Source organism: Streptomyces sp. MS19, assembly GCF_047200595.1.
Taxonomy (GTDB): Bacteria; Actinomycetota; Actinomycetes; order Streptomycetales; family Streptomycetaceae; genus Streptomyces.
This window is the reverse complement of the sequence record NZ_JBJZOH010000027.1, coordinates 1-14,077: the sequence shown is the minus strand read 5'-3', so window position 1 is coordinate 14,077 and position 14,077 is coordinate 1. Positions and strand designations below refer to the sequence as shown.

Below are 14,077 nucleotides of genomic sequence, written 5' to 3'. Positions count from 1 at the left end.
CAGGTCCTCAGCCCAGGTCGCGCCGCGCCAGGTCGTCCGGGGACTCCCGGCGCACCAGCAGCCGCGACCGCCCCTCCCCCACGCCCACCACGGGCGGGCGGCCGGCCGTGTCGTACGCGGAGTCGCACGCGGACGCCGCCGACAGGTGGTACGCGCCCGCCACCGGCAGCGCCAGCAGGTCGCCCGGCCGCACGTCGCCCGGCAGCGGCACGTCGCGGGCGAGCACGTCGCCCGCCTCACCGTGCCGCCCGACGACCGTCACCGGCCGTGGCCCGGCCTCCGGACGGCGGCCGATGAGCCGGGGCGCGTACCGCTCGCCGTGCAGGGCGGGCCGCGGGTTGCCGCTCATGCCGCCGTCGACCGCGACGTACGTGCGGTCCGCCACGCCGTGCCCGACCGCCAGGACCCGGTGGAGCGCGACGCCCGCCGGGCCCGCCACTGCACGGCCCGGCGCGACGGCCAGGCGCGGCGCGGGCAGGCCGTTCGCCGCGCAGCTCTCCATCAGCTCGGCCCGCAGGCGCGGCGCGAGGGCGCGGATGTCCAGCTCCTCGTCGCCCGGCCGGTAGGCGACGCCGTGGCCGCCGCCCAGGTTCAGCTCCGGCAGGACCGCGCCGTACCGGTCGCGGACCCGGGCGAGCAGCCCGACGAGGCGGCGGACCGCCGAGAGGTACGGCCTGGGCGAGGTGATCTGCGAGCCCAGGTGGCAGTGCAGGCCGACGAGTTCGAGGCGCGGCTGCGCCAGGACGCGCCCGATGGCGTGCTGCGCCGAGCCGTCCGGCAGCGCGAGGCCGAACTGCTGGTCCGGCGTGGCCGTGCGCACCCTCTCGTCCGCCCCGGCCGCGATGCCGGGGGCCACGCGGAGCAGCACCTTCTGGCGTGACCCGCGCGGAATTCGCGCGGCCAGCCGCAGGATCTCCTGCGTGCTGCCGATCACGATCCGGCCGACGCCCAGGCGCAGCGCGGCGCGCAGGTCCTCGGGGCTCTTCGCGTTGCCGTGCAGCACCATGCGCTCCGGCGGGAAGCCCGCGACGACGGCCAGCTCCGTCTCGCCCGCCGAGCGGACGTCGAGGCCGAAGCCCTCCTCCTCGATCCAGTGGACGAGGGCGCGGCACAGGAACGCCTGGGCCGCGTAGTAGAGGTCGGTGTCGGGGAAGGCCGCGCGGTAGGCGCGGCAGCGGTGCCTGATCTCCGTCTCGTCCAGGACGTACGTGGGCGTGCCGTGCCGTTCGGCCAGCTCGGCGAGGCGGACGCCGCCGACGAGCATGTCGCCGCCGTCCGCCGCGAACTGGGCGGAGCGCGGCCAGACAGCCAGGTCGGGGACGCGGCGCGGGCCGTGGGGCGTCGCCTGCGCGGGGACGCGCGGGGCGGCCGGGGGGAGCTGGGAGCGGGTCTGCTGCGGACTGATCTGTGTGGTCATGCGGATGGACCTCCCGTCACGCGGCAGCGAGCGCCCGGCGCGGCGAGCTGCGGGTCAAGGGTGAGTGCGGTGGTGCCGAGGGGCGCGGCGAGCGCGCGGAGGGCGGGTTCCGACAGGCGGACCCGGCCCTGCCAGGGGCCGAGCGCGGCGGTCAGGCGTGCTTCCGTGGTGAAGGCGACGGCGGTGCGGACGCCTTCGGGGTCGCGGAAGAGGCGGACCACGCATCCGGCGGGACCCGGCCGGACGGGTACGTGGAGGGGTCCGGCCGGGCCCCGATCGCGGAGGTCGGCTTCCCCCGGGTCCCCGGCGGCGCCGCCGGGGGACGAGGCGGGAGTCGAACAGGTGTTCGTACAGACGTTCGTGCGGAGAGGCATCGTGTGCGCTCCAGGGAGTCCGTGACGTGCTGCCGGTACGCGCCGCCCCCGCGCGGGGCGGCGTGGAGTCGACGTCATGCGCGGTTCCACGGGTGCGGCGGGGCGCCGACAGGCCCTTTGACGCGCGGCGCGCCGCCGTTGACGCGTCCGCTACTCGCGGGCCGCCGCGGGGCGGGGTGGGGCGGACGCGGACGTGTCTCCGCGCGGGAGGGGCCTCATGCTCATGCGGAACTCCTCTGGGGCACGACGAAGGGCCACGGCGGGCCGGGTGCGGATGGAGTCGGCAGAGGGCGGTCAAGGGGCGTCCCGGCCCCTCCCCTGTCCTGGTGCCACGTCGGCCGAGGTCAGCCCCGTCGCGACGGCCGGCACGGCACCTCGCTGCGTTGCCGCATCACCCAAGTGCGCCCAGCACGAGGGCGATCCGGCACCTTGCGATGCACCGCACCGGCCGCCGCTCCTGCACGGGCAGACCTCGGCCGACGTGGCACCACCCAGTGTCCGCCGGTCGCCGAGTGCCGGGAAGGGAGTGTTTGCGCCAAAGCGTACGAATGCCGCACGCGGGGGGCGCGGGCCGCCGCCGGCCGCGCGGCGGCGCGCACGACGGCGCGGGCGGCGGCCGATGCCGGTGGTCGGGGAGCCGCCCGGCCCGCCGTACTCAGTACATCTTGACGCGGTGGCGCAGCTCGTCCAGGGCCGCCGCCATGGGTAGCCCGTCGGTGGACCCGCGCCCCCCGTCGATCCACCACGGGACACCAGGACCGGCGGACTCCACGACGTCCCGGGCGGCCTGTTCGTACGGCCGCGCCTCCTTGCTGCCGGGCTCGGCGCCCTCGGGAGCCGTGGTGCCGCTCGTGACCAGCGCCGCGGGGCCCCCGTCCTCCGACACCGACTGCGACAGCAGGTCGTCGCGGAAGGCGGGGTCGGCCAGCAGTTCGGCGGACAGCTCCTTGTTCAGCGACACCGTGTGCAGCACGTTGCCGATCGTGTAGTGGATTCTTCCCTGCGTCGGCCCGCCGAACGCGCTGTTCCAGTCGTCCTCGGGCGACTCCGTCGGCCCCATGGCGGCGACGGCCACCGTCGCCAGATCGCGGCCCCAGTGGTCGCCGGGAGCGACGCGGGCGGACGCCATGAGGTCGCTGAAGAGGCCCATCTCGGACGGCTCCAGGGGACCGGAGCTGAGTGCCGGGGCCGATTCCTGGAGCCAGCCGGTGCGGGAGTTGTAGACGAAGCGCCGCGCGAGGTACGGGACGTCGTCCGCGCTGTCCGGATCGTGCGGATCGATGCCGCCTATCGCGGGGTTCAGCAGCATGTTCACGCTGTCGGCCAGCCGCTCGTACACGACTCTCCTGCGGCCCTGCTCCCCGGGGTCCGGCGCTTCCGCGGGGAAGCTGTCGAAGTTCAGGTCGTCGGCGAAGCCCTTGCCCAGGGTGCTGTGCAGAAGGATCAGGTACTCCCGTTCGGCCTCGGTCAGGTCCCTGCGCGCCGCGCCCGGTTCGTCCCCCGGGCCGTAGACCGAGTGGAAGATCGCCTCCAGGCCGGCCGAGTACCGCAGCGCCAGGTCGTGGTCCATGGGCTCGCGCGAGTCGAACTGGTCACGCAGCCCCTCCGCGGCCCAGATCGCCATCTCGGGGGTGAGCCAGACGCCCAGCGGCCCGCCCGTGAGGTCGAGGCCGGTCGGACCGAGTTCGGCCGCCGTGGCGGCGAGGTAGCCCCGGTAGCTGTTGATGGCGTCGTCGATGTCGGAGGTGGCCTTCTCCGCGTCCTCGACGGCCGCCGAGAAGTGGCGCCCCCTGATCTCGGAGATGTCGCCCTCGCTCAGGTGGAACCGCCCGTCGCGCTCCACGGGGACGATGGAGAACCCGTTCACCGGGATCGACAGCTCGCCCGGGACGCCGCCGGCGTTCTCGCCGAACAGCGCGTTCATGTCGTCGACCTTCCCCCGGGCCGCCCGGTAGTCGGCGCGCGCCTTGGCGAGGTGTTCCTTGTACCGGTCGTCGAGCTGTCCCGGTCCGTGGACGCGGTCGCGGACCTCCTCCTCGGCGCGGACGGCCCGGTTGATCACCTTGATGAGCAGCCGCACGGTGTCGTCCACGTCGTCCCCGCCCAGTGCCTGGTCGGTGGCCCTGATCCGGCCCTCGGCGTCCACGAGGCTGTCCCCGTCGAGGGAGCCCGCCTCGGCGGCGAGTTCGGTGGCGCGGCGGGACAGGTCACTCACCTTCGAGACCTCGGACGCCGCCCGCAGGTACGCGGCGGCGGCGTCCGCCATGTCGTCGGTGTCGATCTCCGCCACGAACTTCCCGCTGTCCGTCCAGGGAGCCCGCCACTCCCCCTCGACGTCTTTCCGGCTGAAATCGACCGCATGGTCAGCCATGTCGCCCCCGCAAACTCCGCAGTGATGGTGAGGTGCGGATCGTACTGGGCGCCGAGCCGTTTTCGCACGGGTCTTCGACCCTCGGACCGGCTGCCCCGAGGGCGCCGACGAGCGTTGCCTTCTGTGAAGCCGCCGTGCCTCTCCGGGGGGTCAGGCGGCGGGCGGGGTGGCCTTGAGGTCGTAGACCGCGGTGACCGGGGCGTGGTCGGACCAGCGTTCCGCGTGGGTCGCGGCGCGCTCCACGTACGCCTTCACGCAGCGGGCGGCCAGCCCCGGCGTCGCCATGTGGTAGTCGATGCGCCAGCCCGTGTCGCGGTCGAACGCCTGGCCGCGGTAGGACCACCAGCTGTACGGGCCCTCCTGCGCCGGGTACTGCGCGCGGACGACGTCCGTCAAGCCGCCGTCGTCCGGCGCCAGGACGCGCGTGAGCCAGGCGCGTTCCTCGGGGAGGAAGCCGGAACTCTTGCGGTTGGCGCGCCAGTTCTTGAGGTCGGCCTCGCGGTGCGCGATGTTCCAGTCCCCGCAGACGAGGACCTCGCGGCCCGCCGCGGCGGCGCGGGCGCGCAGGGCGGTGAGGTAGGGGAGGAAGGCCGCCATGAAGCGTTCCTTCTCGGCCTGCCGCTCCGTGCCCACCTCGCCGGACGGCAGGTAGAGGCTGGCCACCGTCACGCCCGGCAGGTCCGCCTCGACGTAGCGCCCCGACGCGGCGAACTCCGGCGCGCCGAAGCCGACGCGCACCGCCTCCGGCTCCCTCCGGGTCAGCAGCGCGACGCCCGCGCGGCCCTTCGCGGCGGCCGGGGCCCAGACGGCGTGCCAGCCCTCGGGGCGGCGCACGGCCTCGGGCAGCTGGTCCTCCAGGGCGCGGACCTCCTGGAGGCACACGACATCGGCGTCCGTCGCGGCGAGCCAGGGGAGGTAGCCCTTGCCGGCGGCGGCGCGCAGGCCGTTCACATTCGCGGTCGTCACGGTGAGCACGGGACGAGCCTACGCGGGGCGGGCGGGAGCCGGGACGTGCGTTCCGCACCCGTTTGCTCCACGAAACGACGGGGACGCGCCGACGCGAGACGAGCCGCGTTGCACAAGATGGTTACCGCACAGGTGACTTGGTCGCTAGGCTGCCAGGAGGACCGTGACAGTGCACTTTGCGGGGGCGATGTGACCGAGCGGACACCGGTGGATTTCACCCGGGACGATGTCGAACGCGGCGGCTGGGCCCCGTGGACGACGAGCAGGAAGTTCGGCGCCGAGCTGGACACCGACGACATGGCCGACACCGCCGCCGCCTACCTGCGGGCCGCGTCCGAGGTCTCGGACGTCGGCGGCCTCTCCCGCCGCGCCACCGAACTCGCCGCCGACGCGGGCTGCCTCGACGGGGACGCCCTCGTGGACACCGAGGGCCGGATCAGGGCCACCGACCAGGCACTCGGCGAGGACGGCGTGGACGGCACCGTGCGGCTCCTCGTCCGCACGATGAACCAGGCCCTCAAGGCCGGGGAAGAGGTGGCCGAGCTGGTCCACGGCGGCGGCAGGCTGGACGAGCGCTTCGCGAACCGCCTGGAGGCGGCGCGCGGCGCCTACCAGGACGCCGTGTCGCAGATCGCCGCCCTGAACGCGGACATCCCGCCGGACAAGGCGCTGCTGCCGCCCTGGCCCGTCACGACGCCCGGCTACTCGTTCACCGTGGAGGCGACCGGCGGCGCCTACACCCTCCCGGCGACGGCGGCCGACGGCATCCGGCGGCACCACCTGACGGCCGCGCGCCAGGACGCGGCGGTCACCGGCAAGGACATCGCGGACACCATCGAGGTCTACCGGCGCGGCCTCACCGCCGCCGCGGCGGAGCTCGACAGCACCTACGGCTTCGACCTCACCGGCGGCCCGCTGAGGCTGTGGACCACGCCGGACATGGCGATCTGGGCGGCGGAGGGGCTGAAGCACCCCGGGCTGGACGACGGGCGCGCCTGGAACGTCGAGGACCGCCTGCGCTGCACGGAGGGCCTGGACGCGATCGTCCGCTCGGTCTTCGGCACGAGCGGCGACCCCGGCGCGCCGGTGCGGGACATGACCGGGGACGAACGCGCGTACCTCCTCGCCTTCTACAAGGCCCTGGGGCAGGAGACGGACGCCATGGGCATGAGCGCCCTGTCCCCGCTGAGCGGGCCCCTCGCCGAGCCGGGCGACGAGGGGCGCCGCACCGAGGTCTTCCAGCGGCTCGCCAACGGCGTGAACATGCTGCTGGACCCGGAGATCGGCGGCATCGACCCGCGCGACCCGGACGCGCGCGACGACCTGCCGGGCGCCGTACGCCGCTTCGTCTACGACGAGCCGCGCTACGACTGGAGCGCCGAGCCGGGCCCCGGCGGCGTGGACGCGCACTGGCGCGCCATGGAGGACCTGCGGCTGTTCGGCGACCTCATGGGAACGGCGAGCGTCGGCCCCGGCGAGCACTTCGGGCGCGACCTGGCCGGGGCGGCGGTGCGCATCCAGGACGAGCTGGTCGGCTCCCCGGTGGACTGGGCCGCGCACGACCTGCCGCGGCCCGGCGACGGGGGCCCCGAGGGCATGCTCAGGGCGGTCTCGGAGAACGGCGCGCTGTCCGCCGCGCTGCTGGCCGACGAGTCGTTCCGCGACGGCCTGCTCCACGTGCCGTGGGAGGAGGGCGTGGGCCCGGGGCTGCTGGTCGAGAACGGGACGACGCTCCCGCCGGGGGTCGAGCCCGGCAGCGCGGCGGCGCGCCCGTACGAGCGTGCGGCCGAGGAGTTCGCGGCGCGCGCCACGCGGGGCGACGGCGACGGGTGGACGGTCCGGCCGGGGGCGTGGCGGCTGGCGCAGGCGGTGGACGACGTGGTGGAGCGCGCCGGGGCGGGGTGAGGCGGCGTTCGCGGAAGACAAGGGATGGACGGCGCGGTGCGGCCGGACTCCGGGGGCGGGAAAGTCTTACGATGCGGGGACTTTCCTGAGTAGGCTCCGCACTCACCAGCACTGGGTTCTTTGCGGGAGCGACATGGCCGAGCAGACACCGGTCGATTTCAGCCGGGCGGAGATCGAGGCGGCGCGCGACGACTACCCGAGCAGCAGGCCATGGGCGATGAGCAAGAAGTTCGGCACCGAGATCGACGCCGACGACATGGCCGACAGCGCGGCGGCCTACCTGCGGGCCGCCTGCGAGGTCTCGGACGTCGGTGACCTCTCCCGCCGCGCCACCGAACTGGCCGCCGACGCCGGCTCCGTTGACGGGGACAAGCTCGTCGACGGCGAGGGGCGGATCAGGGCCACGGACCAGGCACTCGGCGAGAGCGAGGTCGACAAGACCGTCCGCGCGCTCTTCAAGGCCGTCAACCGGGCCGTCGCGGCCGAGGAGGAGGTCCACGACCGCGTGTGGGGCCGGGGCCAGTGCGAGGACACGTTCAAGGCGCACCTGGCCGCGGCGCGTGCCGACTACCACGCGGTCATGGCCGAGGTGGAGGCGCTGGGGGCGCCGGTCGAGCCGTACGACGACGAGCCGCTGTCACGGACGGTGAACGGCTTCACGTTCACCGCCGAGCCCTACGGCGAGGGGTACGTCCTCGCCGCCGGTGTCCTCACGCGACTCAGGGAACGCCACTTCGACGAGGCCGTGTCGGACGCCGAGGGCGCGGCGTGGGACATCCACGACGCCATCCACAGCTACCGCAAGGACCTCGCCTCCGCCGCCGCGGAACTCGACCCGACGGGCTTCGACCTCACGGGCGGGCCGCTGAGGATGTGGCTCACCCCGGAGATGGCGGCCTGGGCGGCGAAGGGGCTGGTCGGGCAGTTCGAGAACGCCGGGTCCCTCGACATCGGCCTGGTGTGGCAGTACACCGACGGCCTCGACGCGATCTTCCGCTCCGTCCACGGCGGCGGGGACGAGCCGGGCGCCCCGCTCCGTGACATGACCGAGGCGGAACGGCGCTACCTGCTCGCCTTCCACCGCGCCCTGGGCGAGGACGGCGGCCCGTACGGGCGCGACTACCTGACCGGACTCGCCAGCGGACTCGTCCCGCTCGACCCCGGGGACGAGGGGCGCAGGCGGGTCGTGTTCGAGCGGCTGGCCGACAGCGTGACCATGCTGCTTGACCCGGAGATCGGCGGCATCGACCCGCGCGACCCGGACGCGCGCGACGACGTCCCGTCCTCCGTGCGGCGCTGGGTGTACGGAGAGCCGGACATCGAGTGGCTGAAGCCCGTCACCGACCGCCCCAGCGGCGCGGAGATCTGGGACATGCAGCAGCTCACCGGCTTCGGCGACCTCATGTCGGCCGGGCGCCTCACCCCCGGCGAGCACCTGGGCAGGGACATGGCGGAAGCGGCCGTGCGCCTCCAGGGGCGCATGGACCGGACGGACATGGACTGGGGCGACTGGACCGACCCGCGGCGGGACCTGGCCGGTCCTGACAACATGCTGCGGGCCGTGTCGGCGGACAAGGAGCTGTCCGCCTCCCTGCTGACCGACCCGGCCTTCCGCGAGGGGCTGCTGTCGCGGTCGTGGCCGGTGGGCGCGGGCCCCGCGATGCTGATCGAGAGCGGCACGACGCCCCCCGAGGGCGCCGCGCCCGGCAGCGCGGAGGCGCGGCCGTACGAACGGGCCGCCCGGGAGGTCGCGGAGGCGGGGTCGCGGGCGGGCGTCCCGTGGTGGATCGAGCCGGGCCGCATGTCGCCCGGGGGGCAGCGGGTGGAGGCGGCCCTGGCGGACGTGCGGGACCGTGCCGGAGTGCCGGCGGCCGGGGGCGTGCGGTGACCGCGCGGACCACCGGCGGCGGCTTCGTACGATGGCCGTATGACGATAGTGACCGCCCGGTTCGACGATCCCGACGCGCGCATGCTGAACGATCTCGTGCAGGCGGAGTACGCCGAGCGGTACGGCGGTGCGGGGGACGTCACGCCGCTCGACGCCGGGATGTTCGTCCCGCCGCACGGGCTCTACCTGCTGGTCTACGACGACGCGGGCCGTCCCGTGGGCACCGGCGCGTGGCGCGCGCACGAGGCGGCCGAGGAGGGCTACGCGCCGGGCGACGCCGAGCTGAAGCGCATGTTCGTCCGGCGGGAGGCCCGTGGGCGCGGGCTGGCCCGCAAGGTGCTCGCCAGGCTGGAGGAGGAGGCGCGGGCCGCCGGCCGCACGCGGCTGGTCCTGGAGACCGGCACGCGGCAGCCGGAGGCCATCGGGCTCTACCGCAGCAGCGGCTTCACCGAGCTGCCCTTCGAGCAGGGCTTCGGGACCTACCGGGACTCGCCCGAGAGCGTGTTCTTCGCCAAGTCGCTGCTGCCCTGACCACCCTGGCCACCCTCGCCGCCCTGGCCGGGGGCCCCGCGGCGCGCGCCGAGCAGCATCGCCGCGACCCCGAGGACCGTCCACACGGCGAGGACCGCGAGGGAGAACGCGCCCCCGGCGCCGTCGAAGAAGGACACCGAGCGCAGCAGGGACGTTCCCGCGCCGGTCGGGAGCAGGCGGCCGAGGGTGGAGGCGGGCTCGGGCAGCAGCTCGGGGGCCGAGCCCGCGCCGGACCACGGGTTGCCGAGCAGCATGACGAGCAGCGCGCCGATCCCGATCCCGGCGGGGCCGATCAGCGTGGCGATGCCCGCGACGGTGACGCCGCCCGCGAGGACCATCAGGGCGAGGACCCCGGCCACCGCGAGCCAGTTCCCGGCCAGCACGCCGAGCCAGCCCAGGCCGATCGCGGCGCCCACGGCGCCGACCAGCACGGCGGCGGCGGCGAGCGTGAGGACGCCGGTCAGCCCGCGGATGCCGATCGTGACGACCAGCGCGCCGCCCGCGATGCCCGCGATGGCCAGCGGCAGGACGCTCGTGTTGAACGCGGCGCCGCGCGGGTCGCCCTCCGGCGCGGGCACGACGTCGGTCACCCGGACGTCGGTGCCGGGGGGCGCCTGGTTCTGGGCGGCCTGGGTGAGGAGCTGGGCCACGACGGGCCCGCCCGCCGTGGCGGTCAGCACGTCCATGCGGCCCTCGCCGCCTCCGGGGCCGCCCGAGAGGACGAACGCGCCGTAGACCTCGCGGTCCTCGACGGCGGCGCGCGCCTCGTCCCCGTCGTCGTAGACGTGGACGTCGAAGGCGCCGTCCGCGCTTCGGAGCGCGTCCGCGACCTGCCCGGCGGCGGCCGGGGGCCCGGCGACGCCCACGGGCAGGTCGTTCGGGGCGGTGCGTGCCGCGGGCCACGCGAAGGCCCAGATGGCGAAGGCGACGAACACCGGGAGGCCGAGGACGACCGCGGCCAGCCGGCCGCGCGGGACGGAGGGGCGGGGTGCTGCCTGCACGGGGTGCCTCCAAAAAGAAGGATCGTTCGTTTTTCTGCGCGCCCCACCGTGCGGCACCGGGCCGCCTCTTGTCAAGAAACGAACGTTCGTTTTACGCTTCGTCCATGCCTCGCGTATCCCCCGCACACATGGAGGCCCGCAGGCGACAGATCCTGGAGGGCGCCGCCCGCTGCTTCGCGCGGGACGGCTTCCACGCCACCTCCATGCAGGACATCCTCAGGGAGACCGGCCTGTCGGCCGGAGCGGTCTACCGCTACTTCCCGGGGAAGGACGCGATGATCGTGGACCTCGCGCACCACGTCCTGCGGGAGGTCGCGGCCGTGTTCCGGGACGCGTCGCTCGCCGAGCGGCCGCCGCTCCCGGACGTCATCCTGGGCGACTCGCTCACGCGCGCGGCCGACCTGCTCACCTTCCCGCCGTCGCTGATCGTGCAGGTCTGGGCGGAGACCGTGCGCAGCCCGGAACTGGCCACGGTGCTGCGGACCGGGCTCAACAACCTCGTCGGGCACTGGCGGGTCCTCGTGGAGGCCTACCAGCGCAACGGCTGGATGCGGCCCGACGTCCCGGCCGAACACGTGGCGCGGACCCTGGCGGCATGCGCACAGGGCTACCTGCTCCAGTCGGCCCTGGTGGACCGGCAGGACGTGTCCGTGGTGGTGGAGGGCCTGCGCGGCATCATGTCGATCGACGCCCCCACCACTCAGGGGACCTGACCGGCGCCCCCGACCACCCCGCCGGGCCCAGCCCCGCGTGTGCGGGGAGCAGGGTCTTTGTACTGCGGGTTTGGTGCTGTGAGAAGTGGATTCCGCTCAGCTCACCCCGGCCGGAACGGGTTCACGTGTCGGGGGGGAGGTCTTCGTCGAGGCGGCGGTCCAGGGCCAGGGACACCTCCGCGTACACCGCCTTCTTCGCCAGTGGCCGCAGCCGTTCCAGTGCCTCCGTCAGGCGTCGCACGTCCTCCGCCGCCAGGGGCCGCCGGTGGCCCGGGGCGAGGATCTCGGGGAGGACGTGTTCCCGCAGCAGGCCGGTGAAGACGTCGGCCAGCGCGTCGGCGTACGCCCGCAGCTGCCGCCCGGCCGCCAGCATCGCCGACAGCGGGATGCCCTCCCCCGCCAGCGCGGCGGACGCCTCCAGCAGGTCGCGGCTGACGTGCACCAGCTCCTCGCCGTCCACCGCCACGTAGCCGATCTCCAGGGCCGCCGCGAGGTCGGCGGACGCCGGGCCGGCGAAGTACGCGGCCAGTTGCCCGGGGGTGAGGCGGACGGGGCGTTCCTCCGCCCACGGGCGCGGCTCGCGCAGGCCGAGGAGTTCGGCGGTGTGCCCGGCGTCGCGGCCCTCGGTGAAGGCGGTGAGCAGTTCGGCGATGCCGCCGAGGGTGTGCCCGCGCGCCAGGAGGCCGTCGATGGTGCGGAGCCGGGCGAGGTGGCGTTCGTCGTACCAGGCGACGCGGCCCGCGCGGCGGGGCGGCGGGAGGAGACGGCGTTCGCGGTAGTACCGCAGGGTCCGCTCGGTGATCCCGGCCGCCTGCGCCAGCTCCGCCGCGCGGTACTCCCGTCTGCCTGCCACGCGGCGAGTGTAGGCGGACGGGCGGTGAACGGGCGTCCGGCAAAGGCGCGTTCGCCCCCTACCGATCGGTAGTCACCTGTCCTACGCTCCCACTGTGCCAGTGAACGCTGGCAGCATCGCAGCGCTCGCCAGGGAGGCCGGTCGCATGGGCGTCGTCGGGACGGAGCACGTACGGGTCGCCGTGATCGGCGCGGGTTTCGGCGGCCTCGGGGCGGCGGTGCGGCTGCGGCGCTCTGGCGTCACGGACTTCGTGGTCCTCGAACGGGCGGACGCGGTCGGCGGGACGTGGCGCGACAACACGTACCCGGGCTGCGCGTGCGACGTGCCCTCGCACCTGTACTCGTTCTCCTTCGCGCCCAATCCCCGCTGGCCGCGCGCCTTCTCGGGGCAGCCGCACATCAGGGCGTACCTGGAGTGGGTCGCCGACACGTACGGCCTGCGCCCGCACCTGCGGCTCGGCGTCGGCGTCGAGTCGGCGCGCTGGGACGGCGACGAGCTGCGCTGGGTCGTGGCGACGAGCGGCGGCGGCACGCTGACGGCGGACGTCGTCGTGACCGCGACGGGCCCGCTCTCCGACCCGAGGCTGCCGGACGTGCCGGGCCTGGACGGCTTCCCCGGCCGGGTGTTCCACTCGGCGCGCTGGGACCACGGGCACCCGCTGCGGGGGCGGCGGGTCGCGGTGGTCGGGACGGGCGCGTCGGCCGTGCAGTTCGTGCCGCGCATACAGCGCGAGGCGGCGGAGGTCACCGTCTTCCAGCGCACCCCGCCCTGGGTCCTGCCGCGCGCCGACCGGCCCATCAGCGGCCTTGAACGGCTCCTGCACGCCCGGCTGCCCGCGACCCGCGCGGCGCGCCGCCGACTGCTGTGGGGCATACGGGAGATGCAGGTCGGCGCGTTCGCGTCCCGCCCGGACATGATGCGCGGTCTGGAGAAGCTCGCCCTCCTCCACATGCGCCGCGCCGTCAAGGACGAGGACCTGCGCCGCCGCCTCACGCCCGGCTACCGCATCGGCTGCAAGCGCATCCTGCTGTCGAACGACTGGTACCCGGCCCTGGCCAGGCCGCACGTCCGCCTCATCGACGCGGGGCTGCGCGAGATACGCGGCGGCACGCTCGTCGCCGACGACGGCCGGGAGACCGAGGCGGACACGATCGTGTTCGGCACCGGTTTCCGCGTCACGGACCTGCCGATCGCCCGGCGCGTCCAGGGCGCGGACGGGACGACCCTCGCCGAGTCGTGGCGCGACGGCATGGCGGCCCTGCGCGGCACGACGGCGGCCGGCTTCCCCAACTTCCTGACCGTCATCGGCCCCAACACCGGCCTCGGCAACAGCTCGATGATCCTCATCATCGAGGCCCAGCTCGCCTACCTCGCCGACTACCTGCGCGCCCTCGACCGGCTCGGCCCCCGCGCCGCCCTGACCCCCAGGCCCCAGGCGGTCGCCGCGTGGAACGACCGCCTCCAGGCCCGGCTCGCCCGTTCGGTGTGGAACACCGGCGGCTGCGACAGCTGGTACCTCGACGCGCACGGCCGCAACACCACCGTCTGGCCGGGCACCACCCGCGAGTTCCGCATCGCCACCCAGCAGGTCGATCTCTCCGAATACGAGGTGCTGCGCCATGCCTGAGCCGTCCGCCCACCCGCCGTTCCCGCAGCAGTCCGCGCGCCGCGACTGGGCTGTCCGCATCGTGCCCTCCACGGGCGGCGCCCGCCTGCACACCGAGATACACGGGCCCGACGACGCCCCGGCCGTCGTCCTCGTGCACGGCTGGACGTGCAACACCGCGCTGTGGCACGGCGTCCTGCACCGCCTCCTCCCCGACCACCGGGTGGTCCTCTACGACCAGCGCGGCCACGGCCGTACGCCGCCCACGCCCGGCAACTGCGACGCGGACGCGCTCGCCGACGACCTGTGCGCCGTCCTCGACGCGACCGTCCCGGACGGCACGCGCGCCGTCGTCGCCGGGCACTCCATGGGCGCCATGACGGTCGTGGGGGGGGGGGGGGGGGCGGGGAGGGGGGGGGGGGGGGGGGGAGAGGGGTGGGGGTTTACCCAGA

The 14,077-nt window shown here is 74.9% G+C and carries 11 protein-coding genes and 1 pseudogene; 6 read left to right on the top strand and 6 right to left on the bottom strand.

Annotation, left to right across the window (positions count from 1 at the left end):
• Nucleotides 1–7: 7 nt before the first annotated feature.
• From lysA to ACL02R_RS22000, 4 genes and pseudogenes are all read right to left on the bottom strand, one after another.
• Complete coding sequence (gene lysA / locus ACL02R_RS22015) at nt 8–1,417, bottom strand: diaminopimelate decarboxylase (RefSeq protein WP_412798692.1); 1,410 nt, start codon at nt 1,415–1,417, stop codon at nt 8–10.
• A pseudogene (locus ACL02R_RS22010) lies at nt 1,414–1,695 on the bottom strand (SAV_915 family protein); the annotation flags it as partial. The pseudogene ACL02R_RS22010 and the gene lysA, both read right to left, overlap by 4 nt.
• A gap of 751 nt (nt 1,696–2,446) precedes the next feature.
• Nucleotides 2,447–4,162 carry a hypothetical protein gene (locus ACL02R_RS22005; protein WP_412798691.1) on the bottom strand — a complete coding sequence of 572 codons (1,716 nt, stop codon included), beginning with the start codon at nt 4,160–4,162 and terminating at the stop codon, nt 2,447–2,449.
• A gap of 150 nt (nt 4,163–4,312) precedes the next feature.
• Nucleotides 4,313–5,137, bottom strand: a complete 825-nt coding sequence (locus ACL02R_RS22000) for an exodeoxyribonuclease III (RefSeq protein ID WP_412798690.1) — start codon at nt 5,135–5,137, stop codon at nt 4,313–4,315.
• Nucleotides 5,138–5,335: 198 nt separating this feature from the next.
• Between ACL02R_RS22000 and ACL02R_RS21995 the strand changes: the two genes are divergently transcribed.
• The 3 genes from ACL02R_RS21995 (at nt 5,336) to ACL02R_RS21985 (ending at nt 9,452) form a co-directional block, all read left to right on the top strand.
• Nucleotides 5,336–7,033, top strand: coding sequence for a hypothetical protein (locus tag ACL02R_RS21995; protein ID WP_412798689.1), 1,698 nt, complete (start codon nt 5,336–5,338; stop codon nt 7,031–7,033).
• Between the two features lie 133 nt (nt 7,034–7,166).
• Nucleotides 7,167–8,921, top strand: a complete 1,755-nt coding sequence (locus tag ACL02R_RS21990; protein ID WP_412798688.1) for a hypothetical protein — start codon at nt 7,167–7,169, stop codon at nt 8,919–8,921.
• Nucleotides 8,922–8,960: 39 nt separating this feature from the next.
• Nucleotides 8,961–9,452, top strand: a complete 492-nt coding sequence (locus ACL02R_RS21985; protein ID WP_412798687.1) for a GNAT family N-acetyltransferase — start codon at nt 8,961–8,963, stop codon at nt 9,450–9,452.
• On the opposite strand, the gene ACL02R_RS21980 is transcribed toward ACL02R_RS21985, so the two are convergent.
• Entirely contained in the window at nt 9,401–10,453 is a 1,053-nt protein-coding gene (locus ACL02R_RS21980; protein ID WP_412798686.1) for an ABC transporter permease, read from the bottom strand. The two genes, ACL02R_RS21985 and ACL02R_RS21980, sit on opposite strands and share 52 nt — an antisense overlap.
• Nucleotides 10,454–10,557: 104 nt before the next feature.
• Here ACL02R_RS21980 and ACL02R_RS21975 point away from each other — a divergent pair, with 104 nt between their 5' ends.
• Nucleotides 10,558–11,166 (top strand): TetR/AcrR family transcriptional regulator, encoded by a 609-nt coding sequence (locus ACL02R_RS21975; RefSeq protein ID WP_412798685.1) that lies wholly within the window; start codon nt 10,558–10,560, stop codon nt 11,164–11,166.
• Between the two features lie 121 nt (nt 11,167–11,287).
• On the opposite strand, the gene ACL02R_RS21970 is transcribed toward ACL02R_RS21975, so the two are convergent.
• Complete coding sequence (locus ACL02R_RS21970) at nt 11,288–12,019, bottom strand: MerR family transcriptional regulator (RefSeq protein WP_412798684.1); 732 nt, start codon at nt 12,017–12,019, stop codon at nt 11,288–11,290.
• A 145-nt stretch (nt 12,020–12,164) separates the two neighbouring features.
• On the opposite strand from ACL02R_RS21970, the gene ACL02R_RS21965 reads away from it, so the two are divergent.
• On the top strand, nt 12,165–13,646 hold the full coding sequence (locus ACL02R_RS21965; protein ID WP_412798738.1) for a flavin-containing monooxygenase: 1,482 nt from the start codon (nt 12,165–12,167) through the stop codon (nt 13,644–13,646).
• A partial coding sequence (locus tag ACL02R_RS21960) for an alpha/beta fold hydrolase (RefSeq protein WP_412798683.1) occupies nt 13,639–14,077 on the top strand: 439 nt, incomplete at its 3' end. The genes ACL02R_RS21965 and ACL02R_RS21960, both read left to right, overlap by 8 nt.

What these genes read in the sequence shown, in the direction of transcription:
- ACL02R_RS21985 (WP_412798687.1), top strand. Translation starts at nt 8,961, where the DNA reads ATGACGATAGTGACCGCCCGGTTCGACGATCCCGACGCGCGCATGCTG.
- lysA (WP_412798692.1), bottom strand. Translation starts at nt 1,417, where the DNA reads ATGACCACACAGATCAGTCCGCAGCAGACCCGCTCCCAGCTCCCCCCG.
- ACL02R_RS21990 (WP_412798688.1), top strand. Translation starts at nt 7,167, where the DNA reads ATGGCCGAGCAGACACCGGTCGATTTCAGCCGGGCGGAGATCGAGGCG.
- ACL02R_RS21975 (WP_412798685.1), top strand. Translation starts at nt 10,558, where the DNA reads ATGCCTCGCGTATCCCCCGCACACATGGAGGCCCGCAGGCGACAGATC.
- ACL02R_RS22005 (WP_412798691.1), bottom strand. Translation starts at nt 4,162, where the DNA reads ATGGCTGACCATGCGGTCGATTTCAGCCGGAAAGACGTCGAGGGGGAG.
- ACL02R_RS21965 (WP_412798738.1), top strand. Translation starts at nt 12,165, where the DNA reads ATGGGCGTCGTCGGGACGGAGCACGTACGGGTCGCCGTGATCGGCGCG.